This is a genomic window from Lautropia dentalis (assembly GCF_003892345.1).
GTDB lineage: Bacteria > Pseudomonadota > Gammaproteobacteria > Burkholderiales > Burkholderiaceae_E > Lautropia > Lautropia dentalis.
Window position 1 is genome coordinate 952436 of record NZ_RRUE01000001.1, and the last position, 24391, is coordinate 976826.

At 66.7% G+C, this 24391-nt stretch carries 19 protein-coding genes; 10 read left to right on the forward strand and 9 right to left on the reverse strand.

What is annotated here, in order from left to right; genetic code table 11:
* Positions 1–58 precede the first annotated feature (58 nt).
* The 5 genes from EHV23_RS03720 (at position 59) to EHV23_RS03740 (ending at position 5132) form a co-directional block, all read left to right on the forward strand.
* On the forward strand, positions 59–331 hold the full coding sequence (locus tag EHV23_RS03720; protein WP_238990258.1) for an AbrB/MazE/SpoVT family DNA-binding domain-containing protein: 273 nt from the start codon (positions 59–61) through the stop codon (positions 329–331).
* A gap of 9 nt (positions 332–340) precedes the next feature.
* Complete coding sequence (locus tag EHV23_RS03725; RefSeq protein ID WP_125094773.1) at positions 341–1585, forward strand: RNA-binding domain-containing protein; 1245 nt, start codon at positions 341–343, stop codon at positions 1583–1585.
* A 77-nt stretch (positions 1586–1662) separates the two neighbouring features.
* Complete coding sequence (locus tag EHV23_RS03730) at positions 1663–2658, forward strand: PHP domain-containing protein (protein ID WP_125094774.1); 996 nt, start codon at positions 1663–1665, stop codon at positions 2656–2658.
* Positions 2659–2757: 99 nt separating this feature from the next.
* The gene (locus EHV23_RS03735; protein WP_125094775.1) at positions 2758–3378 is read left to right on the forward strand and encodes an L-threonylcarbamoyladenylate synthase; all 621 of its coding nucleotides are present in this window, start codon (positions 2758–2760) and stop codon (positions 3376–3378) included.
* A gap of 335 nt (positions 3379–3713) precedes the next feature.
* Positions 3714–5132, forward strand: coding sequence for a tryptophan--tRNA ligase (locus tag EHV23_RS03740; protein WP_125094776.1), 1419 nt, complete (start codon positions 3714–3716; stop codon positions 5130–5132).
* Positions 5133–5331: 199 nt separating this feature from the next.
* Here the strand turns inward: EHV23_RS03740 and EHV23_RS03745 are convergent, their stop codons facing one another.
* Positions 5332–8358, reverse strand: a complete 3027-nt coding sequence (locus EHV23_RS03745) for a sensor domain-containing protein (RefSeq protein ID WP_125094777.1) — start codon at positions 8356–8358, stop codon at positions 5332–5334.
* 95 nt (positions 8359–8453) lie between these two features.
* Between EHV23_RS03745 and EHV23_RS03750 the strand changes: the two genes are divergently transcribed.
* The 3 genes from EHV23_RS03750 to bamC all read left to right on the forward strand — a co-directional run bounded on the left by EHV23_RS03750 (position 8454) and on the right by bamC (position 11536).
* Positions 8454–9077 (forward strand): class I SAM-dependent methyltransferase, encoded by a 624-nt coding sequence (locus EHV23_RS03750; protein ID WP_238990259.1) that lies wholly within the window; start codon positions 8454–8456, stop codon positions 9075–9077.
* 234 nt (positions 9078–9311) lie between these two features.
* A complete protein-coding gene (gene dapA / locus EHV23_RS03755) occupies positions 9312–10193 on the forward strand; it encodes a 4-hydroxy-tetrahydrodipicolinate synthase (protein WP_125095496.1) in 882 nt (293 codons plus the stop codon).
* Positions 10193–11536, forward strand: a complete 1344-nt coding sequence (bamC, locus tag EHV23_RS03760; RefSeq protein WP_125094778.1) for an outer membrane protein assembly factor BamC — start codon at positions 10193–10195, stop codon at positions 11534–11536. The genes dapA and bamC overlap by 1 nt, the downstream gene beginning before the upstream one ends.
* A 136-nt stretch (positions 11537–11672) precedes the next feature.
* Here the strand turns inward: bamC and EHV23_RS03765 are convergent, their stop codons facing one another.
* The 3 genes from EHV23_RS03765 to mutS all read right to left on the reverse strand — a co-directional run bounded on the left by EHV23_RS03765 (position 11673) and on the right by mutS (position 16510).
* Positions 11673–12038, reverse strand: coding sequence for a hypothetical protein (locus tag EHV23_RS03765; RefSeq protein WP_125094779.1), 366 nt, complete (start codon positions 12036–12038; stop codon positions 11673–11675).
* Positions 12039–12443: 405 nt separating this feature from the next.
* Positions 12444–13685 (reverse strand): metallophosphoesterase family protein, encoded by a 1242-nt coding sequence (locus EHV23_RS03770; protein WP_125094780.1) that lies wholly within the window; start codon positions 13683–13685, stop codon positions 12444–12446.
* 11 nt (positions 13686–13696) lie between these two features.
* On the reverse strand, positions 13697–16510 hold the full coding sequence (gene mutS, locus EHV23_RS03775; protein ID WP_125094781.1) for a DNA mismatch repair protein MutS: 2814 nt from the start codon (positions 16508–16510) through the stop codon (positions 13697–13699).
* Between the two features lie 154 nt (positions 16511–16664).
* Between mutS and EHV23_RS03780 the strand changes: the two genes are divergently transcribed.
* Positions 16665–17264, forward strand: a complete 600-nt coding sequence (locus EHV23_RS03780) for a DNA-3-methyladenine glycosylase I (RefSeq protein WP_125094782.1) — start codon at positions 16665–16667, stop codon at positions 17262–17264.
* A 77-nt stretch (positions 17265–17341) separates the two neighbouring features.
* Here EHV23_RS03780 and EHV23_RS03785 read toward each other — a convergent pair whose 3' ends face one another.
* Both EHV23_RS03785 and EHV23_RS03790 read right to left on the reverse strand, forming a co-directional pair.
* Positions 17342–18355 (reverse strand): nucleotidyl transferase AbiEii/AbiGii toxin family protein, encoded by a 1014-nt coding sequence (locus tag EHV23_RS03785; RefSeq protein WP_125094783.1) that lies wholly within the window; start codon positions 18353–18355, stop codon positions 17342–17344.
* Positions 18356–18361: 6 nt separating this feature from the next.
* Entirely contained in the window at positions 18362–18958 is a 597-nt protein-coding gene (locus EHV23_RS03790; protein WP_125094784.1) for a DUF6088 family protein, read from the reverse strand.
* A gap of 227 nt (positions 18959–19185) precedes the next feature.
* Here EHV23_RS03790 and ykgO point away from each other — a divergent pair, with 227 nt between their 5' ends.
* Positions 19186–19338, forward strand: coding sequence for a type B 50S ribosomal protein L36 (ykgO, locus tag EHV23_RS03795; protein ID WP_125094785.1), 153 nt, complete (start codon positions 19186–19188; stop codon positions 19336–19338).
* 7 nt (positions 19339–19345) lie between these two features.
* Here the strand turns inward: ykgO and EHV23_RS03800 are convergent, their stop codons facing one another.
* From EHV23_RS03800 to EHV23_RS16355, 3 genes are all read right to left on the reverse strand, one after another.
* Positions 19346–21160 (reverse strand): MFS transporter, encoded by a 1815-nt coding sequence (locus tag EHV23_RS03800; protein ID WP_238990260.1) that lies wholly within the window; start codon positions 21158–21160, stop codon positions 19346–19348.
* An 8-nt stretch (positions 21161–21168) separates the two neighbouring features.
* Positions 21169–21801 (reverse strand): spermidine N1-acetyltransferase, encoded by a 633-nt coding sequence (gene speG, locus EHV23_RS03805; RefSeq protein ID WP_238990261.1) that lies wholly within the window; start codon positions 21799–21801, stop codon positions 21169–21171.
* Positions 21802–21951: 150 nt separating this feature from the next.
* Positions 21952–24327, reverse strand: a complete 2376-nt coding sequence (locus EHV23_RS16355) for a tannase/feruloyl esterase family alpha/beta hydrolase (protein WP_125094786.1) — start codon at positions 24325–24327, stop codon at positions 21952–21954.
* Positions 24328–24391 lie beyond the last annotated feature (64 nt).

The following is a 24391-nucleotide window of genomic DNA, read 5'->3' on the forward strand; positions in this document are numbered from 1 at the left end:
GGGGATGTCCCGGGCGCTGGATTGTTGTTCCGAGTTGACATAGGATATACACGGCAACATGTATATCCCCGGAGGCTTCATGCAGGTTGGTAATAAGTGGGTAAGCAGTCTGGCTGTTCAGCTGCCTGCGGCGGGCGTGGAGCTTCTGCAGCTGCGCGAAGGCGACAGTATCGACATCGTGGTGGATGGCTCCCGCGAGCTGGCCGTTCGCAAACAGGAGGACATCGAAGGGATGATGAGGCGTTTCGAGAAGTTCCGCGGAAGGCTGCCGGCAGATTTCCATTTCAGTCGTGAAGAGGCCCATGGACATCTGGGCCATTCCCGTTTCTGACGTTACCTTATGCGCTCTGAAGACATTCTCGAACTGGTAGCCAATGGCGAGAATTCCGCCGTCGAGTTCAAGCGCGATGACCTGCGTCCGGAGCAGCTTGCCCGGGAAATCGTGGCACTTGCCAATTTCCAGGGCGGCCGGGTGCTGTTGGGGGTTGAAGACGACGGTACCATCAGCGGCATCCAGCGCCCAGATCTGGAACACTGGGTGATGGACACGGTGTTCAGCATGCATGTGCATCCGCTCATCCTGCCCTTCTATGAAGAGGTGGCCATGCCGGATGGCAGGCGTGTGGCCATCGTATCCGTGACGCAGGGTACTTCCAAACCCTACGTCCTTCGCCATAACGGCCGGGAAGATATTTATATACGGGTAGGCAGTGCTTCCCGGCTGGCCACCCGCGAACAGCAGGCGCGGCTCTTCGAAAGCGGTGGCCTGCTGCATGCCGAGTTGCTGCCAGTGTCCGGGACACGACTCTCCAGCCTCGATCAGGCGCGCCTGTCGGATTATCTGGTCAACTATGCCGGTGACGATGCGCCGCCGGACAGCGAAGCCGGCTGGCTGGAGCGCCTCACGGGGCTTGGACTGATGGTGGCACAGGATGGCAGTGCACCTGTCTGCACCATTGCCGGTCTCGTTCTGTTCGGGCGCTGGCCGCGCCACAGTTTGCGTCAGGCAGGCATACGCTGGATGTCCTTTGCGGGTCCCGACATGGACTATCAGGCGCAGGACGACACCGAAATCGACGGTCCGCTGGTGCCGCTCTGGTCCAGTGAGCCGGGGCAGGGCAAGCGCCTGCTGGAGCACGGTCTGGTGGACAGGGTGCTCGACCGGATGAAACCCTTCATTTCCCGCGACAACAATTTCCTTACGGACGGCACGCGAAGGGAATCAGTGGCGTTCTATGCGAGGGACGCACTGCGCGAGGCCATCCTGAATGCCCTGATCCATCGCGACTGGACACGCGCACTGGAGGTGGAGATTGTCAACTATGTGGACCGTATCACCATTACCAGCCCCGGTGCACTGACCAATTCGATGACGCTGGAAAAGATGCTGGCTGGCCAGCGCTCTCCGCGCAATCCGATTATCACAGAGATCATGCGTGACTACCGCTTCGTGGACATGCGCGGGATGGGCGTGCGGCGCAAGATCGTACCGTTGACACGCCAGTGGAGCGGTCGTGACGCTGAATTCGAAGCCACCGAAGATTTCGTGCGGGTAACGCTGCCTTCTGCGCCACGTCCGGCGTAGCGTGTGTCATGGACGCGCATTCGTCCCGGCGTGGGGGAATGGGTCCATGCACGCTTCAATCGTCAGAACCGCATGAAATGTCGCTGAACATCGACCTCCATGCCCACTCCACCCGCTCCGACGGCACGCTGACGCCGACGGCGCTGGTGCAGCGCGCCCGGGCCAATGGGGTCGATGTGCTGGCGCTGACCGATCATGACATTCTGGACGGGCTGGCCGAGGCGGTGCGGGCTGCGGGAAGTTTGACCTCCAGGGATACTTCAGTGTCTTCTGCACGCGCAGGGAATGATGATCTTCGCACTGCATCAGATGATCTTCCCGCGGCGACAGGAGCCACAGGCGGGACGCCTGCGAGCGCAATGCCATCCAGGCGGCTGGTCCTCATTCCTGGCGTCGAAATCTCCATCACCTGGGCGGGGCACACCATTCATATCGTCGGCCTGCGCATCGATCCGGCCAACGCTGCACTGCAGGCGGGCCTGGCAGCCAACCGTGATGGCCGCAGCATGCGGGCGCGCGAGATCGCGGCCGGGCTGGAAAGGCATGGCGTGTCCGGTGCCTATGAAGGGGCGCTGCGTTTCGCGGCCAATCCTGGCCTCATCGCCCGCAGTCACTTCGGCCGCTATCTGGTGGCGCAGGGCATCTGCAGCAGCCAGCGCGAGGTGTTCGACCACTGGCTGGTGGAGGGCAAGCCTGGCTTCGTGCCGCAGCGCTGGGCTTCGCTGGCGGATGCCGTGGGCTGGATTCGGGGCGCAGGGGGCACGGCGGTGCTGGCGCATCCGGGCCGTTACCAGCGGCTGGACGAAACCCGTCTCTGGGCGCTGGCCGAAGACTTCGTGGCCGCCGGGGGCGAGGCCATCGAGGTGGTGGCCGGCGGGCATGGCCCGGAGGAGATTGCCCGCTTTGCGCGCTGGGCGAAGCGGCTGGGCATTCGGGCATCGCGCGGCTCCGACTTTCACGACCCGCTCGAGAGCCGCTTCGACGTGGGGCAGGCACCACCCTTGCCGATGGGGCTGGTACCCGTGTGGACAGACTGGCTGGAAGTGCGGGCACTGGCGCATGAGTGCGTGTGACGGGTGCATGCGTTCCTGTGCATGGCCCGAGACCCGTGTGGGGCCGGGCTGCCGGGTTTCCCAAACTGTTGCAGAATGTCCCTGTCTCAGGAGGCTCCCATGAAACGCATCGAAATCCACCCCGTCAATCCGCAGCCGCGCCTGATCGGCCAGGTGGCGGCCCAGTTCCAGACCGGCGCCCTGGTGGCGCTGCCCACCGACGCCAGCTATGTGCTGGCCTGTCATCTGGAAGACAGGCAGGCGGTCGAGCGGCTGCGGCAGGTGCGCGGCATCGACGACAGACACCTGCTGACGCTGATGTGTCGTGACCTGTCGGAACTCTCCCAGTACGCGCAGGTGGACAACCGCCAGTTCCGCTTTCTGAAGGAGTGGACGCCGGGTGCCTACACGTTCATCCTGCCGGCCACGCGTGAGGTACCCCGCCGGCTGATGCATCCGTCACGCAAGACGCTGGGCCTGCGGGTGCCGGACGCGCCCATCGTGCTGGCGCTGCTGGCCGAGCTGGGGGCACCGCTGCTGTGTGCGTCGCTGATCCTGCCGGGTGACGGGAACCCGCTGTCCGAGCCGGACGACATCGAGGACCGCATCGGCAAGCGCATCGATCTGCTGGTCGATGGCGGGGCCGGTTCGCTGGAGGCCACCAGTGTCATCGACGTGACCGGGGATGAGCCCGTCATCCAGCGGGTGGGGCTGGGGCCGGTGGAGGCGATGCTGCGCTGAGCACCGGTGCCGTGTTCACGGCCCGCGCGGTGCTGCCGGACGGATGAGCAGAGGCGCCTGCGCGCGGGGCCCCGGATCAAGCCGGTATTCGATGAAAAAGACCTCAACCAGAGGCGCCTGTGCGCGGAGCCCCGTTCGTGCGAGGCCGCGGGGCTGGCGCGGGAGGCCGGTTCCGTACATGTTCGGTGCCGGCAGCATAGAATCATGGTTCCGCGAACATCGCCCGCACCCGCCTTCATGGCGCATGAGCGGCCTTTGAATCCCGGCAGGTCCGCAGGCTGCGGTTGCCAGCCTTTCGTTTACCCCATGCGCCGCACGGCGGCCCATCCACCACCATGTCATCCACCAAGCCCTCCCTGCCTCGCGTCCTCACCGGCATTACCACCACCGGCAGTCCCCATCTGGGCAACTATGCCGGCGCCATCCGGCCGGCCATCGAGGCCAGCCGGGATCCGGGCGTGGACAGCTTTTTCTTCCTGGCCAATCTGCATGGGCTGATCAAGTGTCCGGAACCCGACCGCATCCAGCGCTCGACACTGGAAATCGCTGCCTGCTGGCTGGCGGCAGGGCTGGACCCGGAGCGGGTGACCTTCTACCGGCAGTCCGATATTCCCGAAATTCCCGAGCTGTGCTGGTACCTGACCTGCGTGACGGCCAAGGGGCTGCTCAACCGCGCGCACGCCTACAAGGCGGCCAACGACAGGAACCGCGAGGCCGGTCTGGACCTGGATGCCGACGTGACGGCGGGCCTGTATATGTATCCGGTGCTGATGGCGGCCGACATTCTGGCCTTCAGTGCCAACCGGGTGCCGGTGGGGGCCGACCAGATCCAGCATCTGGAAATCGCCCGTGACGTGGCGCAGCGCTTCAACCATCTGTATGGCGAGACGCTGGTGCTGCCGCAGGTGCAGGTGGACGAGAGCCTGGGCACGCTGCCGGGGCTGGATGGCCGCAAGATGAGCAAGAGCTACAACAACACCATCCCGCTCTTCATTCCGCGTGCGCAGCTGCAGAAACTCATTGCCGGCATCGTGACGGATTCGCGCCAGCCGGGCGAACCGAAGGACACTGAAGGTTCGGCGCTGTTCACGCTGTACGCCGCCTTTGCCACGCCGGAGCAGACGGCCGCCTTTGCGCGTGCCTACGAGGAGGGCATTGGCTGGGGCGATGCCAAGCAGCAGCTGTTCGAGCTGCTCGACGGTGTGCTCACGCCCATGCGCGAAAGATACGAGGCACTGGTGGCCGATCCGGCCGGCATCGAAAAAACACTGCTGCGTGGTGCGGAGAAGGCGAGGGTGGAGGCGCGCCGGCTGCTGGATGCGGTGCGTCACGCGGTGGGCATCCGTTCGCTGGTGGGGGCGGTGCCGGTGGTGGGTGGTGCAGGAACCGGGGATGCTGCAACGGCTTCACCGGCGACGGGCGGCACGCCGGCCTCGCAAACCATCGGCGGCGCGACGGCAGGAGATGCCTCTGCGTCCGGGAATGCCGAAGCCGTCCGGAAACCGGTGCGCAAACCCATTCTCAAGCAGTACCGCGAAAAGGACGGCCAGTTCTATTTCAAGCTGCAGCAGGGTGAGGGGGCGCCACTGCTGCAGAGCCTTGGATTCAGGGACCCGAAGGCATGCGGCGCAGTCATTGCCGCCCTGAAGACGGCACCCGAAAAATGGACTGAACAGCAGCCGTATCTGGAGCCTGTACCCGAAGCGCAGCAGCCGCAGGTGCTCGAGGCACTGAAAACGCTGGTTGCAGAATGATCCTTGAGACCTGTGTGGCGCACCCTTCGCGGCGCCATCGTACAGAAGAGCATGAATGCGGCTGAAAAATGCCGGAACGTGCATGGCCAGTTCCGGCATTGGATTTTCAGCTTAGGTCATTCATATCCGTTTCGGGACACGCGCTTCTGTCAAATGCCTCAATGCCGGATATTGCATGCCTGGCCGGTCATGTGGGACGTTACACCACCCCCGTCAGCTCCCGCTTCTTCAGATAATCCGCCACCTTCTGCGGCGGAATGGCGGCACTGATGAAGTGCCCCTGCATCATCCGGCAGCCCAGTTCGCGCAGGGCCTGCATTTCCTGGGCGGTTTCCACGCCTTCGGCGATCACCTGCAGCCTGAGTTTTTCGGCCAGGGTCATGATGGCCTGCATGATGGCGGAGTTGCCCCTGTCGTCCGGCAGGCCACGGATGAAGCCCTGGTCGATCTTCAGGCCACTGACCGGCAGGTTGCGCAGGTAGGAGAGCGAGGCATAGCCGGTGCCGAAGTTGTCGATCATCACCTGCACGCCCAGTTTGCGCAGCACGGTCATCTGGGCGATGGTGCGGCTCGATGCCTCGATCAGCGTGTTTTCGGTCAGCTCCAGGCGCAGCAGTTCGGGCCGGATGCGGAATTCTTCCAGCATGCCCTTGAGTTGCGCCAGAAAACCTTCTTCGTTGATCTGGTTGGGGGAGATGTTCACCGACACCACCAGGTTGCCGTAGCGCTGCACGTCCAGCTGCTGGCGATCCTGCAGGGCACGGCGAATGGTCCAGATGGCCAGTTGCTTCATCATGTTGCTCTGCTCGGCTGCGGGCAGGAACTGGTCGGGCATCAGCAGACCCTGCGTGGGGTGACGCCAGCGGATCAGCCCTTCCATGCCCACCACCTGCAGGTCGAAGCTGGAAATCACCGGCTGGTAGTGCAGTTCCACCTCACCGCGCTCGATGGCCGACGGAAATTCGCTGCTCAGCTGTACCTGGGCGACACGGGCCGATTTCAGGTTGGCGCTGTAGAAACGCACGTCGTTGCGGCCTTCGGATTTCACCGTGTACATGGCGGCGTCGGCGCACTTGATCAGCGTGGCGGCGTCGTTGCCGTGCTGCGATGAAAGTGCCACGCCGATGCTGGCCGACAGGAAATGGGCGCGCTCCTGCAGGATGAAGGGGCGTTCCACCGCCGCCAGCACCTTGCGGGCGATCATTTCCACTTTTTTCGGGTCGGTCTGGTTGTCCAGCAGCAGGATGAATTCGTCACCGCCCACCCGGCTGGCGATGTTGCCGGGGCCGATGGTGTCACGGAAGCGGCGCGACACTTCCACCAGCACCTGGTCACCGGCCTGGTGGCCGAGGGTGTCGTTGATGGCCTTGTAGCGGTCCAGGTCGATGTAGAGCACGGCCACCGGCGTTTTTTTGGCCAGGCGTGCATCGAGTTTTTCGGAGAGATATTTGCGGTTGGGCAGGCCGGTCAGGGCGTCGTGCTGCGAGGCACGGCGCAGCTGGGCTTCCAGCCGTTCGCGCTGGATGTACTGCGACAGCAGGCGCGACAGCACGTGGGCCAGCTCACGAACCAGGGTGTTGCCCTCGAAGGTCTGGGCGGAGAAGAACAGCAGGGCCGAGAGCGGTTTGGCGTCCGAGCCATCCTTGATGGGGGCGAGCAGGGCGGCCTTCAGGCCCAGCTTTTCCATCTGGTAGCGCGACGAGAATTCCGCCACGCTGGCCGTGAGGCTGCGCATCCACAGTTCGTTCCCCTGGGCGAGCACCACGGCCTCGGGCGAGTTGCCCAGCAGGACGGTCTCGTCGCCCAGCCCCTCGAACATGGGCTGCACCGGCGGCATGCCCCATTTTTCCCGGATGCACACCCGCGAGCCTTCGCTGGCGGGGCGGATGTGAATGCCGCCCACCCAGTTGAGGGTTTCGCAGACGAGCCGGATCACCCCCTTGAGCACCACCGATTCATCCTGGCCGCGGTTGTCCTGGATGAGCTTGACGATGTCGGATTCCAGCCGCAGCAGCAGGTTCTGGTGGGCCTCGCGGGTCACGTCACGGCCCACGCCGCGGTAGCCGACCAGCCGTTTCTCGGTGAGGGTCCGGCCATCCTGTTCGACCTTGACTTCATCGAATATCGGCTGGCCCGACAGCGACAGGGTGAAGAGCTTGTTGCTCTTGGTCAGTACGCCGAATTCGAAGTCGCGGATGCGCCTGCCCTGCATCAGGGTTTCCTGCAGCCAGCGCCAGCCGGCATTGGCATCCTGCAGCAGGGCCTGGCGTGCCTGCTGCAGGTGCTCGGGCCGGATCTGGGCGGGTTCTTCGGCGACACCCTTTTTGCTGCGGGCCGGGGCCGTGCCTTCGCGCTGGCGGCGGGCCTCGCGGGCATCGTTGGCCAGCTGCTGGGCCAGCTGCATCTCGCCGGCCCAGGGGATGTCGATGGTGGTCAGGTCCCAGAAGCCGTGGCCGCGCATGTCGCGTGCCCAGTCCTGCAGTTCGGCGGGGATCTGGCTGGAGATCTTGCGGATGCGGAAATCCGGGCCCAGCTCCCAGTCCCAGTCGGCGCTCAGCTCGGTCAGGGCGTGGTATTTGTTGCGTTCCGAGGCCAGCTGGTCCTCGCTGTGCTTGCGCTCGCTGATGTCCTGCGCCACGCCGGCCAGCCGCACCACGTCGCCGTGTTCGTCCACGTCGGGCGTGCCCACCCAGCGCACCCAGACGACATTGCTGCCGTCCTTCACGTAGCGGAATTCCAGGTCGATGCGCTCGTGCCTGGCCAGCGCATGACGGTGCTGTTCCTGAAAGCGTTTCTGGTCCTCGGGGTGCACGCAGATGAAGAAGGCCTGCTGCGAGACGGGGCCGTGGGCCTTTTCCAGTCCGAACACGTCGGAGGCGCCATCACTCATGTGAATGCGCCGGGCCTTCTGGTCCCACACCCACGAACCGATGTGCGCCAGCCCCTCGGCCAGACCGTACTGGGCCTGCAGTTCGGCCAGCTGGCGGTTGATGCGCTGCTGTTCGCGCAGGTCCTCGGAGGCGTTGAGCAGGGCGTAGGCAAACAGGGTCAGGGCAAACAGCGCAACCGGTGCCATGTAGAAGAGATAGCCCGACATCCACTCCGGATAGAGCCGCCCACCCAGCACGATGAGCACGGCTACCGCGCTGGGCAGCACGAACAGCAGCAGGCGCCGGCGCAGGGTGCGCAGGTTTGCATAGAATCGCGGCAGGGCAGAGGTGGCCACGTCAGAATACTCCGTGAGACGGGGGCAGGGCGGCGGGCGCCATGATCGGGGAGGTGCCGGCCCCGGCCGTGACCGGCGCGTGCGGAAATACAGTCATGAACGAAGAAGCGGAACGAATGGATGCAGGGCCGCAGCCCGGCAGCGGATGGTGCGCGCGGGCGATGGCCGGTGCCGGGCCGGATGCGGACGACCCTTCGCCATGGGTGGCGCGCTGGCTGCCGGAGGCAGCGGCCATGGCCGGGCGGGGCAGGCTGCTGGACTTTGCCTGTGGCCGGGGGCGGCATACCCGGCTGGCCAGCGAACGCGGATATGCGGTGCTGGCGGTGGACCGGGATCCGGCCTGTCTTGCGCTGAACCAGCTGCCCGGCGTCGAGGCACGCACGACCGATCTGGAAGCCGGTGCGTGGGAGTGGGGCGCGGAGCGCTTTGCGGTCATCGTCATTACCCGGTATCTGTTCCGTCCGAGGCTGGATCTGCTCCTGGCGCGGCTGGCCGATGGCGGCTGCCTGATCTACGAAACCTTCGCGCAGGGTCACGGGCGCTATGGTAGGCCGTCGCGTCCGGCGCACCTGCTGGCGGCCGACGAATTGTTTGCCGCGGCCCGACGGGCGGCCTTGCGTGTCTGTGCATTCGAACAGGGGATGCTGGAGGCGCCGCGCCCGGCCGTCATCCAGCGCATGGTGGCCTGGCGCAGCACCCGGCCGCAGCGGCTGCGCTGACGCGTGTCATGGACGAATGAGCCCATGACACGCCCTGATGGCAATCTTCACAATGCGCCCGACGCCGGCCGGTCGCTGCGCTAGAATGGGCGGCACGGTTTTCCTGGCGTTCCGGCCCGGGCTGCTGCCGTCCTGCACCGTCCGGGTGCCGTGACGCGGCGCCGCGGTGTGTGCCGGGGCGCTTCTTTCGCTTTCTGCTTTGTCTTCACCCCACCATCGGGAGATGCCATCATGATGATCAAAGGCAGTCTGGTCGCGGTCGTTTCGCCGATGAAGGCGGATGGCACGCTCGACTTCGACGCATACCGCAATCTGCTCGACTGGCACATCGAATCGGGCACCAGTGCCATCGTGGCCGTGGGCACCACGGGCGAGTCGCCCACCGTCAGCGTGGAGGAGCACGCGCAGCTCATCCGCGTGGCGGCCGAGCATTGCCGGGGCCGCGTGCCGGTCATTGCCGGTACCGGGGCCAACTCCACGCGCGAGGCCATCGAACTCACCCGTCACGCCTTCGAGGTGGGGGTGGATGCCTCGCTGCAGGTGGCGCCCTATTACAACAAGCCCTCGCAGGAGGGCATGTTCCGGCATTTCACCACCGTGGCCCAGGAGGGCGGGCTGCCCGTCATCCTGTACAACGTGCCGGGCCGCACGGTGGCCGATATCTCCAACGACACGGTGCTGCGCCTGGCGGCCAACCCGAACATCATCGGCATCAAGGACGCCACGGGCGACGTGGGCCGGGGCGCATCGCTGCTGGCCCGGCTGCCGGAAGGCTTTGCCGTCTACAGCGGCAACGACGATTCCGCCCTGGCCCTGATGGCCATGGGGGCACACGGTGTCATCTCGGTCACGGCCAACGTGGCCCCGCGCCAGATGGCCGACATGTGCGCTGCCGCGCTGGCGGGTGATTTCGGCAAGGCGCTGGCCATCAACCGTACGCTCATTTCGCTGCACGAACGCCTGTTCATGGAGCCCAACCCGGTGCCCACCAAGTGGGCGCTGGCCCGCATGGGGCGCATCGCGTCGCCGGTGGTGCGGTTGCCGCTGGCGCCGCTGACCACGGTGGGCCAGACGGCCGTGCTCGATGCCCTGCAATCCTCCGGAGTTCTCGCCTGATGTCCGATTTCCTGCATCGCCCGCTGCGGGCCGCCCTGCCGGCCCTGCTGGTGCCCTCGCTGCTGCTGTCCGGCTGCACCACCGTGCGCGACGCGCTCGACGCCGACAATGTCGAGTATCGCGAAGCCCGCAGTGGCCCTGCACTGGATGTGCCGCCCGACCTGGTGGCCCCGAAGGCCGACAGCCGTTACACGCTGCCCGCTCGCGATGACAGCCAGAGCCTGTCCGACTTCAACCGCCAGCGCGACCAGGCGCAGGGCGATGAGCGGGGCGCATCCGGCGCCGGCGTCTTGCCCCAGTCGCAGCACGCGCGCATTCACCGCGAGGGGACGACCCGCTGGGTGTCGGTTCAGGCCTCGCCCGAGGAGATCTGGCCGCTGCTGCTCGATTTCTGGGCGGTGCAGGGCTTCAACCTCGAAACGGCACAGCCGAAGCTGGGCCTGATGGAAACCGAATGGGCCGAGCGTTACCAGAAGGTCGAGAACAGCGGCATTCGTGGCATTCTGGCCCGCAAGGCCGGCACGGTGTATGCCACCGGCGACCGTGACAAGTACCGCACCCGCCTGGAGCGCAACGCGCAGGGCGGTACCGACATCTTCCTGACCTACTATGGCCGGGAAGAGCAGCTGCGTGGCGCCCGGAAGGAAGATTCCATCTGGGTACCCAACGACAGCAACCGCAACGAACTGGAAGCCGAATACCTGCAGCGCATCCTGACGCGTCTGGATGCCGCCTTCGCGCACGGTGAACTGGGCCGGCGCGGCGGTGCAGCCTCCACGGCTGTGTCGGGCGCTCCGGCAGGGGCGAATGCCGGGGGCTCTGCAGGGGCTGCCGGTACCGCGGGTGCGGCAGCCGGTGCGTCGGGAGTCGGTGCGTCCGGAGCCGGTGCCGCCGCGATGGCTGGTGCCGATGCAGCGGCGCAGGGGGCGGATGGCGCCGCGGCCGATGGCCAGTCCGGAGCACGTGCCCGCATCGTGGCCGGGGCCGAAGGCCAGCCGTCGAAACTGCAGCTGCAGGACGATTTCGATCGCAGCTGGCGCGCCGTGGGCGTGGTGCTCGACCGGCTCGACTTCTCCATCGAAGACCGCAACCGCGAGCAGGGCGTCTATGACATCGTCTATGTCGATCCGCAGCGCCGCGACAGGAACCAGGGCACCTGGTCGCGCATCTTCTCGGGTGAGCGCAAGGATCTGAGCGGGCAGCACTACCAGCTGCACATCCAGGGCGAAGGCAGCCAGTCCACGGTGGAAGTCCTGCTGGCCGATGGCAAGCAGCCCAGCTCGGAAGAAGACCGCCGCGTGGCCGATGAAATCATCCGCATCCTGAACGAGAACCTGCGCTGAGGCGGGGCCAGCCCGGAGGGAAACACCCTTTGGGCGCGCCTGGCCACAAAAAACCCCACCCGTGTCGAGCAGGTGGGGTTTTTTTGTGGCTGACAGGCCGCCGGCCGCCTGTGCTGGCCGGCGATGGCCTGTCAGATCACTTGCCGGAGGCTGCCTTGGCGTCCTCGACGGCCTTGGCTGCGGCGTCCTTGGCGGCGTCGACTTTCTCACTGGCGGCGTCCTTGGCGTTGGCCGCAGCGTCCTTGGCGGCATCCATCTTGTCACCGGCGGCAGCCTTGGCATCATCCATGGCGGCGCCAGCCTTGTCCTTGGCGGCGTCCATGCTGCTGGCGGCAGCGTCCTTGGCGTTACCCGCCGCTTCCTTGGCGGAGTCGACGGCCTGCGAAGCATTCTGCTTGGCGTCGTCCAGTGCTTTCTGCGCGGCTTCGGCGGCAGGGTCCTGCTTTTCGCAGGCAACCAGGGCCAGGGCGAGCAGCGGGGCGGCGAAGATCAGTTTACGCATGGTTCGTTTTTCTCCGAAAAAATCGATACAGAGGGCAGAGGGGTGGCATGGCATGCCCACCGTGTGCCGGGCCTGCGCAGGGCCGGTACGCGGTTCATGCAAGCTTGCCTGACTGGGCAGCAAGGTTCATGAAAACAGGGGCTGTGGGCAAGGTTATTGCTCCGTGTGCCCCCGGGCAGAGCCGCTGGATCACATCCGGCACAGACCCATCAGGCCCGGCGCCATGGGTGTGACCTGTTGTCGATGGTAGCACCCGCACCACAGGGGAATGTGCCGCCGATGTTGTTCGCGCCCGACCGAACGTAAGTGAAAGGCGGGTTTGATACGTTGCGTCACGCGTGGTGCGTATCGGGCCAGCTTCCGTACCTCTGGTGTGGTATTACGTATTGGGCCAGCTTCCGCGCCTCACGCGTGGTGTGTGTAGATGCGGAAGGCGGGGCCGCGTTCCGGGTCGGGGCGGATGGGGGTGGCGGCCTCGGGATTCCAGCGGATGGTGACCCACTGCCAGGTGAACGGCGAGCCGAAGCATTCCACCCGGGTGAAGTTTTCCAGCCCGTGGGACTTGAGCAGCAGCCGGTCGGTGCGGAAGATGTGGGTGTCGCCGTGCAGGAAGGCCACCGGACCGCCGAAGTCGGCCGCAGTGGCCACGATGGCCTGGCGGGTGGCCGTCCAGCCATCGTTGCGGGCGGCCTCGAAGCCCATGTTGGCGTGGGTGGCAATGACCAGCCCCTTCGCGCCGTAGCGCTTGGCCAGCACGGCGGTTTCGGTCAGCCAGATGGCGTTGGCCTGCTGGCGCAGCGCCCAGGCCTCGCGCATGGCCGGGGTGGAGAACATGGCATTGTTGCTGCCCACCACGTGAATGGTGCAGAACTGCAGCGAACCGATGCGCCAGCGCATGTTTTCGGGCAGGCGTGGCTGGTTCAGGTCGTTGGAATCCTTCACCGACAGCTGGGTGATCATCTGGCGCTGCTGTTCGACACGCATGCGCTTCGCGCCCAGGGATTCGGGGTGGTGATAGACGTGCGTGCGCAGCCAGTGCAGCCGGTCCAGTGGCGTGCCGGGGGCGAAGGGATCGTCGGGGTCGATCCAGCCGCAGTCGGTCCATTCGTTGTCGCCGGGGGTGTAGACCAGCGGATGCTGGCTGCGGTCGAGCATCTCCAGCCGGTCGGACAGCAGGATGTCGGAGCAGCGCTCGCCCCGGCTCTTGATGTCACCCACGTGCAGCACGAACTCAAGCTCGGTATCGTCCAGCCCGGCCATGACGCGCTTGAGGCCCTGCTGGTCCAGGCGGTTGTAGGGGGTGTCACCAATGAAGCCGAAGGTGAAGGGACGGTCGTTGTGGTCGGAGGGAATGGTGCCACTGCCCCAGCCGTCGTGCGCGACGCGCTGGCCGGCGGGATGTTCCGCGGAGGCGCCCCTGGACGCTTCAGGTACATGGGCGCCACCCGGCGCCTGATGGTGCTGGCGGTGCAGGCCGTCCAGCTCGGAGAGTGCGGCGTCGCTGAAGGTGGGGGCGGGGGCATCGGCCCGGGCACTGGCCACCAGGGAGGCGGCGGCCAGGGAGGGGACCGTGACGGCAGCCGTCATGCCGCGCAGGGCCCGGCGCCGCGAGGCGGACACCGGCTGGCTGGGGGGGACGGCTTGCATCGGTTTGCTGCTCATGATGGGGAGGCACCCAGAGCCTCGCGCCAGCGGTGCAGGTAGTCGGCGGCCTGTCGGGGCGTGATCGCATCGGGATCGAGCGCACGCAGCTCGTCGAGCACCTGCCATGCTGCGGCGTCCGGCTGGTGCGGTGATGAGGAAGAACCGTCTCCATTTTCCCACGCTGAACTGTCGGCTGCGACTACGTTTGTGCCGTCTTCATGGTCTTGCGTGACTTCCGTTGCAAAGAGGTCGAGCTGCGGGCCCTGGTCAGCCGCGTTCTGTTCCAGCCTCTGCAGGACGGACTGGGCGTTGCGCAGCAGGCCGGCCGGCAGTCCGGCCAGTTTGGCCACCTGCAGGCCGTGGCTCTTGCTGGCCGGGCCGGCGTGGATCTGGTGCAGGAAGACGATGCGCCCGTTGTACTCGGTGGCCGACAGGTGCAGGTTGACGCAGGCATCCTCGTGGCTGGCCAGCTGGGTGAGTTCGAAGTAGTGGGTGGCAAAGAGCGTCAGGCAGCGGCGCTGCACCAGCAGGTGCCGGGCAATGGCGTGTGCCAGGGACAGGCCGTCGAAGGTGGAGGTGCCACGGCCGATCTCGTCGACCAGCACCAGCGAGCGTTCGGTGGCGGCATTGACGATGACGGCCGCCTCGGTCATTTCCACCATGAAGGTGGAGCGCCCGCCGGCCAGGTCGTCGGAGGCGCCGATGCGGGTGAAGATGCGGTCGATGGGGCCGACCTCGCAGCTGCTGGCCGGCACGAAGCTGCCACACCAGGCCAGAATGGCAATGAGCGCGGCCTGGCGCATGTAGGTGGATTTGCCGCCCATGTTGGGGCCGGTGATGATCAGCAGCCGGCGCTGCGGGGTGAGTTCGCAGTCGTTGGCGATGAACTGCTCGACCATGTCTTCCACCACCGGATGGCGACCGTCCTGCACGCGCAGACCGGGCACGCCCAGCAGGCCCGGACGGCGCCAGCCGGCCTGGCCGGCCACCTCGGCAAAGGCCTGGCAGACATCCAGATGGGCCAGCCCGGCGGCCAGCCGCTGCAGGGCGGCCGTGTGCGGACGCAGTTCGGCCAGCAGCGCCTCGTACAGCACCCGCTCGCGGGCCAGTGCCCGTTCGCGCGCCGACAGTGCCTTGTCCTCGAAGGCCTTCAGTTCGGGGGTGATGTAGCGTTCGGCGGCCTTGAGTGTCTGGCGGCGGCGGTACTCGGTGGGCACGTGGTCGGCATGGCTGCGGCCCACCTCGATGTAGAAGCCGTGCACGCTGTTGTAGCCGACCTTCAGGGTGGGAATGCCGGTGCGTTCACGTTCGCGGGTTTCCATGTCCGCCAGAAAATCATCGCAGCCGGTGTCGATGGCGCGCAGCTCATCGAGCTGGGCGTCGAAACCGGGGCGGATCACGCCGCCGTCGCGGATCATCGAGGCGGGTTCGTCCAGCAGGGTGGCGCCCAGGCGTTCGGCAATGGCCGGATCGACCTGGGCCGCTTCGTCCAGCCACTGCAGTGCCTGCAGCAGGGCAGGTTCGGTATCGGCGTCCTGCCCCAGCGGGGCCTGCAGCTGGGCCACACAGGCGCCCAGCACCGGCAGACTGTCGCGCAGCGCCACCAGCTCGCGCGGCCGGGCACTGCCCAGCATGATGCGCGAGACGATGCGCTCGATGTCGGAGGCCTGATCGAGCAGTCGCTTGATGGGATGCTGCAGATCTTTCTCCAGCAGCAGGGCTACCAGGGCCTGGCGGCTGCGCACGGCGTCGCGATCCTGCAGCGGGGCCAGCAGCCAGTCACGCAGCAGGCGGCTGCCGGCGGAGGTGGCGCAGCGGTCCATGCGCGACAGCAGCGTGGGGCCCTGTTCTTCCTGCAGGGGACGGACCAGCTCCAGATTGCGCCGGGCCACCTGGTCGATGATGATGTGTGCCTCGCGCGGTATCCGCTGGATGGGCTGCAGGTGCCGGAACGGCTGGCCGATGTTCTGGCCCAGATAGAGCAGCAGCGCACCCATGGCGGCCTGGCCCGCTTCGTCGTCCTGCAGCTCGGTGGCGTGCAGGGTCTGGATGCCGAGGGCCTCGCACAGGGTACGGCCGCCGCGCTGGGCGTCGAACTGCCAGTCGGGGCGGGTGAGAATGGGCATGACCGGGGCGGTGCGCGCATGCAGGCGGATGCGTTCGAGCAGTACCACCCGGTTGCGGGCCGCCGATTCCGACACCAGCAGCTCGCCCGGGGCGATGCGCTCGATCTCGGCTTCCAGCTCGGACTCGGGCAGGGTGGTGAGGGTGCAGCGGCCACTGGCGGCCACGACGGTGGCCAGCGTGGCCATGGCCTGTGTTCCTGTGCCGCGTCCCGCTTCCGTGCTGCCCTGACCCGTTCCCCGGCGGCTGCGGGCGGCGGCTCCCCCGCTGCGGCTGCGTTCCGTGAACACGACGGCGGCCAGCGGCCGGTCTTCGCGTTCGGGCAGCAGGCCGGCATCGGTGAGGGTGCCGGGCGTGATGGTGCGCACCACCTTGCGTTCCACCGGGCCCTTGCTGGTGGCCGGATCGCCGATCTGTTCGCAGATGGCCACCGACTGGCCCAGCGCCACCAGCCGCGCCAGATACTGTTCCAGCGCCTGCACCGGCACGCCGGCCATCGGAATGGGCTCGCCGGCCGAGGTGCCGCGTTTGGTGAGGGTGATCGACAGCAGTTGGGCGGCCTTCTGCGCGTCCTCGTAGAACATCTCGTAGAAGTCGCCCATCCGGTAGAAGAGCAGCACATCCGGATGCTCGGCCTTCAGGCTCAGGTACTGCCGCATCATCGGTGTGTGGGCGGAGAGGTCGGGACTGGAGGATGTGGGCATGGGGCGGTGAAGCGGGATGGAAACGGGGGCCGGACCGTGATGGTAATGCTTTGGGCCGGGGGCGTCGGCATCACTTTGTGGACAGAGGTAACGGCAGGCGTCCATGATGGCGCGGTAAGATGCGGGACGGAATGACGATATCGGGAGCCTTGCCATGCCAGACCTGTTCGCTGCTCCGGACGGCCAGCCGCGCTGCGACTGGTGTGCCGCCAGTGCCCAGCTGCAGCACTATCACGACCATGAATGGGGGTTTCCGGTGGCCGATGATGTGCGCCTGTTCGAGAAAATCTCGCTGGAGGGCTTTCAGGCGGGCCTGAGCTGGCGCACCATCCTGGCCAAGCGCGAGGCGTTCCGGGCTGCCTTTTGCGGCTTCGATTTCCGGCGGGTGGCCCTTTTCGGGCCGGCCGATGTGGACAGGCTGCTGCAGGACAGCGGCATCGTGCGCCATCGCGGCAAGATCGAGGCCGTCATCCACAACGCCGGCTGCGCCTGCCGGCTGGTGGAAGAGGCAGGATCGCTGGCCCGTTTCATCTGGCAGTTCGTGCCGCCGCGTCAGGAAACGCCCCAGAGCCGCACCACCTCGCCCGAGTCGGTCCGGCTGTCCAAGGCGCTGAAGGCGCGTGGCTGGAAGTTCGTGGGGCCCACCACGATGTTCGCCTTCATGCAGTCGATGGGCCTGATCAACGACCATCTGGAGGGCTGCGTCACCCGCGCCCGGGTGGAGGCGGCGCTGCAGGGGTTCAAGAGGCCGTGATGGGGCCTCACCGGGTCTTCAGGTGAAAGACAGGGGAGGGTTCGGGCCTGTTGGATCAGGTGGTTGTGATGGGGCTTTTACAGACGGTTGATCTTCCGTTCGATGTGTGCACAGTGGGCCATGAGTGCTTCGAACGAAACGGCGTCGTTTAGGAACAGGCCGTCGGCGATCATGCGTTCGTAATCGGCCGCCAGCCTTGTCCGAGCATCGGCAGACGGTACGAGTTGCAGTCGTCCCTGGATGGCTGCCAGATAGTCGATCGGTGTTCCGTGTGCATCCTTTTCGCGGAAGAACATGCCTTTGTGCTGCGCCACGGCTCTGGCAAGTTCGCGATCCTGGATGGCTTTGTCGGCAAAGCCATGTTCATCGAGCCTGGCCACGTCGTGCCAGTGACGTGAAAACCGGTTGCCGCCGCGAAAGTTGCCCTGCCGGCAGAACACATGGATGGCGGTTGCCTTTTCCCAGAAGGTGCGCTCTGCACGCATGGCCCGTACGACAGCTTCCGGAAACGAGATTTCTTTAATGACCGGGCTTGTATCGCAGACGATATGCCGCTGTTCTGCTGGTTCTCCGGTGGAGCGTGCACCGAATTCGAGCATGACGGATGCCGTCACATAGCCAGTTCCCTGGGCCAGGGCGGGATAGTCGATGAAGATCCTGTCCTGCTCCGGACGGAGGTTGGCCGTGGGGGCTGCGCTGGCCAGCCGGGCCGCCAGAAAGGGGATGGCAATGGTTTGTACCCATTCGGTCAGGCGCGTGCGGATGGCTTTGCTCCACTTCTTTTCCTGACTGGGGGATGCGGGCAGGGGTGTGGCCCCATGATCCGTCAGGTCTGGTGCAATGGCCCGGATATCGTATGTGAGGTCGATGTCTTCCGAAAATCGTTCGATGACATGCCACGCCTTGGACAGGGAAGTGCCACCCTTGAAAACGAGATCGTCGCCGAAAGGCGCACGAAAGAGCTGCTGGAGCACCCATACGACCCAGATGTCCTTTTCGAGCAGGTGGGGAGGGCGACCACTGGCATGGGCAGCATGCTCGAGTGCGGCCAGCTGGTCTTCAGGCGAAAGGCCGAAGAAGGATTCAGACATGATGGATCAGGCGGCCGCAAGGTGGCTGCTGATTTTCTGGGCCAGCCAGACGGGCAGCTGTGCCCGGGCATGGGCAAGCGCATTCTGTGCGGCAGGCGGAAGCCGGCTGCGCAGTATCTCGAGACTTCGGGTGGCTTCCTGGGGGCCGTTCCAGGCCAGAGCCCGAACGGCCTCGCCCGCGGGCTGGCCCGGCAACAGCAGCTGCCAGGCGGGAGCATGACGCAGTTCGACGGTTTGCCGGCCCAGCTGCAGCTTCCGGTCAGGGCCGGAGGTGAGGTAGATGGCGCGGGTGGGAACCTGGGGGGTCAGGCCCAGTGCATTGGCTGCGGCGGCGCCGTGCGGCACGATGGTTTCGCCGCGTTGCCGGGCGAGACCTTCGATGACACGTGCTGCCCCCGGAGCGTGACTGCCAAAGCGTGTCTGAACCGGCAGCACGTAGATGCCCCGGGCCACACGCAACAGCTGACCACGTCGCTGCAGGCGTGAAAGGGTCTGATCGATGGCTGCGCGCTTGCCCAGATGCAGCAATGTGCGGGCCAGCAGCGGGGTACCTTCCGGCTGCCGGGCTGCATGTTCGAGAATCTGCTGGGAAAGTGAAGCCATGATCTTCTCCTGTATGTCAGAAATAGTATAGGTTTTCTGACAGGAGTCAAGTACAACGCTGGCCGGTCGCGCGCCGTGTTTTCTCGTTCATCGTCCCTGCAAGACGTCGGGTTTATTTGCTATTGAGAATGCAATATCATAAACGGCACACAGAACGGCCGGATGGCGCGTCGGGTGGCCAGGGGCTGCCCGTGGCGCTGGCCGTCCCACACAACAGGAGTGCTCCCATGCAAGTGCTGTCGTCCCTGAAGGAAGCCAAGAAACGTTCGCGTGACTGCCAGATCGTGCGCCGTCGTGGCCGCATCTATGTCATCTGCAAGTCCAATCCGCGCTTCAAGGCCCGTCAGGGCGGGGCGAAGAACCGCAACAAGCACGCCTGACACACGTTCACGGTACCGGAGGCCGGGGTGGAGGAGACACACTGCCCAGCAGCTTCCCGGTCACGAAGGCGCCCAGCGCCAGGAACAGCGCGCTGACGTACATCACCACGGTGTAGCTGCGGTCGAAGGCGACGTGGGCGGCCTGCACGAGAGCAGTCGCCAGGCTGGTGGCTCCCGCTGCCGGCTGCTGCAGGTCCGTCGGGGTTGTTGTCTGTGATGCAGCCTGGCCGGCCCGGGCGGCCCATTCCAGCGTGGTGGCGATGTCGGTGCCCGCGGCCGGATCAGTGCCGGGGGGAAGTTCGATGAAGACAACGTAGAGTCCGGACAGCAGGCTGCCCTGCACGGCGATGGCGAGCAGGGCGCCGAACTCGTACGACACCTCCTCCACCGAAGAGGCCATGCCGGCCCGTTCGGGGGGGGCGCTTTCGACGATGGTGGTGGAGGCCACCGAAATGGTGGCACCCAGTCCAAAGCCGGCCAGCAGCAGCCCGCCGACCAGCCAGGCCAGGCCGTTCCGGCTGGCGGGATGAATGGTGTCTGCGGTCACGGAGGCCATGGCGGGTACGGTCTCATGCAGGGAGGCTGCATGCCATGGCAGCGCCTGTGCGGCCACCAGCATGCCCACGGCTGCCAGTGCCAGGCCGCCGGCAATCAGTGTGCGCAGACCCAGCCGGTGCGTCCACAGACCACCGAGGATGGCGCTGGGCAGGGTGCCGGCGAAGAGCACCGAGGCCAGCAGGCCGCTTTCCAGCGGGCTGTAGCCGGCCACCCACTGAAAGCGCTGCGAGACGCCCAGCAGCACGCCACCGGTGGTGAAGGTGACCGATATGGCACCCAGCACGCCGGCGGCAAAGGCCCGGTTGCGAAACAGCGAAAAATCCAGCAGCGGATGTGTCAGGCGGTGCTGCCGGTGCACGAAGGCGGCCGCTGCCGCTCCGCCCACGCCCAGTGCTGCAGTCATTACCGGCAGATCCAGTGGTGGATGGGCCAGCGTCTTGATGATCAGCACCAGGGATGACAGGGCGAACAGGGCCAGTACCGAGGACGGCAGATCCCAGGGGGCGGCGTCGGGGGTGCGGTGTTCGGGGGCCACGAACCAGCTGCCGGCGAAGGTGAGGGCAATCACCGGCACATTGATCAGGAAGAGCGATCCCCAGTGGAAGTGGGCCAGCAGCCAGCCGCCCAGCAGCGGGCCCAGGATGGCCCCCACGAGCGACAGGGCGGCCCAGATGGAAATGGCCAGGGCACGTTCGCGCTCGTCGTCGAAGCCCACACGGATGAGAGCCAGGGTGGCCGGGAGCATGGCCGAGGCGCCCACCGCCTGCAGGATCCGTGCCGCGACCAGCATACCCACCGAACCGGAAAAGGCGGCCAGCAGGGAGGCCAGTCCGAAGATCAGCAGGCCTGCCAGAAAGGTGCGCCGGTGGCCGATGCGGTCGCCCAGGGTGCCGGCGCCGAGCAGCAGGCCCGTGGAAAAGAGCGGGTAGGCATTGACGATCCACAGCCCCTCGGTGGTGCTGGCGTGCAGGTCGTGCGTGAGCACCGGCAGGGCCGTGAGCAGAATGGTGATGTCCACGGTGACCAGCAGCAGGCCCAGACTGACCATGAGCAGCAGCAGCCAGCGCCGGAGGCCGGACGGGCCGTGGTGCGGGCCTGGTGCGACGGGTGTGGCCGCTGTGGCGCTCGTGCCTGGGGTGACGGTCGTGGTGGTCGTAGCGGGGATGGGCCGGGCCATGCCCGGGGCCTCCTGGCTGGCGCGTGCCTCCTGGCTGATGTGAGCCGCCTGGCTGGGTACTCCTTCGCCGGTGCGTGATGAATCCATGACGCGCGCTACTGGGCCGTCGGCCTCACCAGGCCGGAGGACGCGCCCGGCCGGTTGGTGGCCAGGAACTCGTGCTGGAACAGGCACATGCGGATCACGTCGCGGTACTGGCCGTTGATGAAGAACTCGTGCTTCAGTTCGCCTTCCACCTGAAAGCCGAGCTTCTGGTAGATGTGCATGGCCTTGTGGTTGTCGCGGTCGACGATCAGGTAGATCTTGTAGAGATTCAGCACGCTGAAGCCGTATTCCATGGCCAGCCGGGCGGCCTTCGAGGCAATGCCGCGGCCCTGGTGGTCGGGGGCGATGATGATCTGGAACTCGGCGCGGCGGTGCACGTGGTCGATTTCCACCAGTTCCACCAGCCCTACGCTCTTGCCATAGGATTCGACCACGAAGCGGCGCTCGCGCTGGTCGTGGATGTGTTCGTCATACAGGGCGGACAGCTCGGCAAAGGTTTCGAAGGGCTCTTCGAACCAGTAGCGCATCACGTTGGCGTTGTTGTCGAGCTGGTGCACGAAGGGCAGGTCCTCGCGTTCCAGCGGGCGCAGCCGCAGGCTGTTTTCTGCGGGGGCGGGGCGCAGGGCGGCATCGGGCGTGGCGTGAGGGAACGTGGTGGCGGGCGAGGATGAATGGCTGGACATGGAACGGAGGTACGGGTTCTACCGGCCAGGTGCCTGCGGGCGGCCGGACAGCCGGGCAGACCCTTCATGCGGGGGATGATGAAGATGAGTCAGCATAGCGGGGCCGGTCCGATCGGACAAGTCGGCCAGACCGGTTCGTTCAGCGCCTCTTCAGGGCCGGCAGCTGAACTGCAGCCCGGAGAAGCCGCAGAAGCGCTGGAAGCCGGGCTGGAAGAAGTCGGCGCCGGCCCAGTGCCGGTACAGCTGCGGGTCGATGCCGATGGCACGGCCCCGCTGCCAGTCCCGGGAATGCTTCGGATCGCCGCCCGGCCTGAGCACGGTCAGGTACGGAAAGCGGTGAATGGGCCGTATCCGGCCGGCGTCGGCATCGGCCTCGGTGGCGGCGGCATCCAGGGTCTCGGGGGCCTTGCCATCTTCCACCCAGTCCATCAGCGGGGTGGTCACGTCCAGACTGCCCAGCCCCTCGCCGCGATCACAGTGGTACATGCCGGGGATCAGGAAGAGGCGTATCAGGTCGTCCAGCCGGGGATCGGTGTTGCTGGGGCCGTCCTGTCCGTCCAGGGGTTCGGGGTGCAGGGTGTCGCGTACGGCCTGCCAGTAGCCGATGGCATTCATCGGCGTGATGTTCGGGTCGGACAGGCCGTGCCACATCAGCAGCTTGCCGCCGGCCTTGCGAAAGGCCGACAGGTCGGGGTTGCTGGCATCGAGCAGGGCGTGCATGGGCGCCAGCTTCTGCAGGTTCTCGCGGGTGAAGCGGAAGCTGGCCAGCTTCCAGTGGGGATCGAAACGGCCCGGATAGGCCAGCGCGGGAATGATGTCGCTGGACGATTTGAGGCTGACGGTGCGGGCCGAGGGCGGCAGCACCACCTGGTCGATGGCCGTGCCGGCGCTGGCGGCGGCCTCGCCGTCGCTGCCGGGGCTGCGGCCGGCCCCGGCGGCCGGGCTGCGCAGGGGAACCATGGCGTGTGCGGGGGGCGTGCGGCTCAGGGCCGGGCCTTCCTGCCGGGGATGGCTGGCATCGCGCGGCAGGTCGCGTGCAGGATGCAGCGGTGTCTCGGGGCCGGGGGCCGGATGCAGCGGGGTACTGATGTCATCGGCCGAGCGCTGGTGGGTCTGGCGCTGCAGCACGGCGTTGCGGGGCACGATCACGCGCAGCCAGGCCAGTTCCGAGCCCGGCAGGGCCGAGCCGGGAACCAGCCGGTGTTCGCCGTCGTGGGCACCCCGGTAGATCTCGGCCACGGCGTCGGCGGTGCGGGCCGAAATGCAGTTGCGCTCGCCCTGCTGGGTGAAGGCGTTGGCATGTCCGCCGGAGGCGGCCGGATTGGCCGGGGTGGTCGGGGTGTTCGGGCTGGTCGGGGCGGCAGGGTTGGTCGGGGTGTTCGAGCCGGTCACGGCAGTCGGGCCACTCGGGTTCGTCGGGCCGGTCGTGCCGGTGGCGCCCGGTGCCTGGGACGCCCCGGAAGCATGAGCGGCATCCGGAGGTTCCGGGCAGATCCACTGGTGGGGATCGACCGTGCAGGTGGGATCGCTGATCAGGCCGTCCCGGGTGCCATCGGCGGCATCGCACTGCTGCACGGCCCGCCGGTGCAGGATGGGCAGATCGTCCTCGGTGATGGTGGGGCGGTCGCTGTCGGGGCGCACGACGCGGGCATTCCAGCCGTGGTACATGCTGTTCTGCACGGTAAAGATCAGCGAGGGGGCGCCGGCGGCTATGCCATCGAAGTCTTCCGGGTAGCGCTGGGCGGCCATCAGCGCCTCGCGGCCACCATCGGAGCACCCCGAAAAGTAGGAAAACTTCGGTGCCTGTCCGTAATAGCGCCGGATCAGCTCTTTGGCGATCAGGCTGGTGACGTGCACGGCGCGGTAGCCAAAGTCCACGCGCAGCTGCATGTCGGCGGCGGCCCAGATGCCGCCCGCGCCACTGACATGGCCCATGTCGGTGGAGGCCATGGCCAGCGAGCCATCCTTTTCGAACGAACAGTCACGCTGCGGCGAGCCGATGGCCAGCCGTCCGCACAGGCCACCGCAGCCGGTTTGCAGGTAGCGCTGGGTCCAGCCCTGCTGGGGCAGGCGCACGATGAAGCGGATCTGCGGCGAGATGACACCCGCGATCAGGCACATGGGCTTGCCGCGCACGGTTTCGGTGCTGACGGCCGTGACCTGCGCCGGTGCCTCGGCCAGCGAGATGTCGCCGAAGCTGTTGAGGCTGCACGGCAGGCGTGGCGCCACGGGGGCCAGTTGCTGTGCCGCCTGGGCAGGTGCCGCAGCCAGCCCCTGCAGCAGGCCCACCAGCAGCAGGGGCAGCCCGACGTCGTGGATCGTGCGCGGCAGGGCTGCCAGCCAGCACCGCAGCCGCCGGAGGGAGGAGGTGCGAAGCGGTTCGGGGCGAGGTTGCCGGAGGGAGGGCGCGCGCAGTGGCTCGGGGCGAGGTTGCCGGAGGGAGAGGGCGCGCGGCAGGGCGGGCTGGGGTTGCCGGACGGGGGATGGGGGATGCGGAGGGGACGGGAAGCGGGCTTGGAATATCATCGGAATCCGGACCCGGCCGGCACAGGGCCCCGGTGGCACGGCCGGGCCTGCCCGCGCACGGTCC